Annotated in this window: 3 tRNA genes and 1 rRNA gene; all 4 read left to right on the top strand. The window is 47.2% G+C overall.

From position 1 onward, the window contains the following. A 16S ribosomal RNA gene (locus AACW06_RS19950) occupies positions 1-80 on the top strand; the annotation flags it as partial. 88 nt (positions 81-168) lie between these two features. Further along, positions 169-244: transfer RNA gene (locus AACW06_RS19945), tRNA-Glu, on the top strand. 1 nt (position 245) lies between these two features. Next, positions 246-321 (top strand) — tRNA-Lys (locus tag AACW06_RS19940). Positions 322-364: 43 nt separating this feature from the next. Next, positions 365-440 (top strand) — tRNA-Val (locus AACW06_RS19935). Positions 441-591: the final 151 nt, after the last annotated feature.

Here is a 591-nt window from a genome sequence, read left to right as displayed (position 1 = left end):
TCACCACTTTGTGGTTCATGACTGGGGTGAAGTCGTAACAAGGTAGCGCTAGGGGAACCTGGCGCTGGATCACCTCCTTATACGATGATTACACAGATGAGTGTCCACACAGATTGATGGTTTATACAGTTTTAGAGAAAGAATGTTCCCAAACATTCGCAACTTAGTGTCCCGTTCGTCTAGAGGCCTAGGACACCGCCCTTTCACGGCGGTAACAGGGGTTCGACTCCCCTACGGGATACCATGGGTCGTTAGCTCAGTTGGTAGAGCAGTTGACTTTTAATCAATTGGTCGCAGGTTCGAATCCTGCACGACCCACCATTTCCTCCCACGGAAATGCTTACTTTAGGTAAGAAAACAATGTGGGCGATTAGCTCAGTTGGGAGAGCACCTGCCTTACAAGCAGGGGGTCACTGGTTCGAGCCCGGTATCGCCCACCACTCTCTAAGGATTTTTGGATGCACACTTCCAAACCAGATTAAGTAATTGAACTGGTTGGTTTGTTTGACGCTGAAAGTCATTAGAAAGTGATTCATTCCTTTGGGAATAACACTCGCTCTTTAACAATTTGGAAAGCTGACTGATAACAAC

Source organism: Vibrio sp. S12_S33 (assembly GCF_963889785.1).
In the GTDB taxonomy this organism is placed as follows: domain Bacteria; phylum Pseudomonadota; class Gammaproteobacteria; order Enterobacterales; family Vibrionaceae; genus Vibrio; species Vibrio aestuarianus.
Note: the sequence above shows the minus strand (reverse complement) of the source record. Positions and strands in the feature narration are given on the sequence as shown.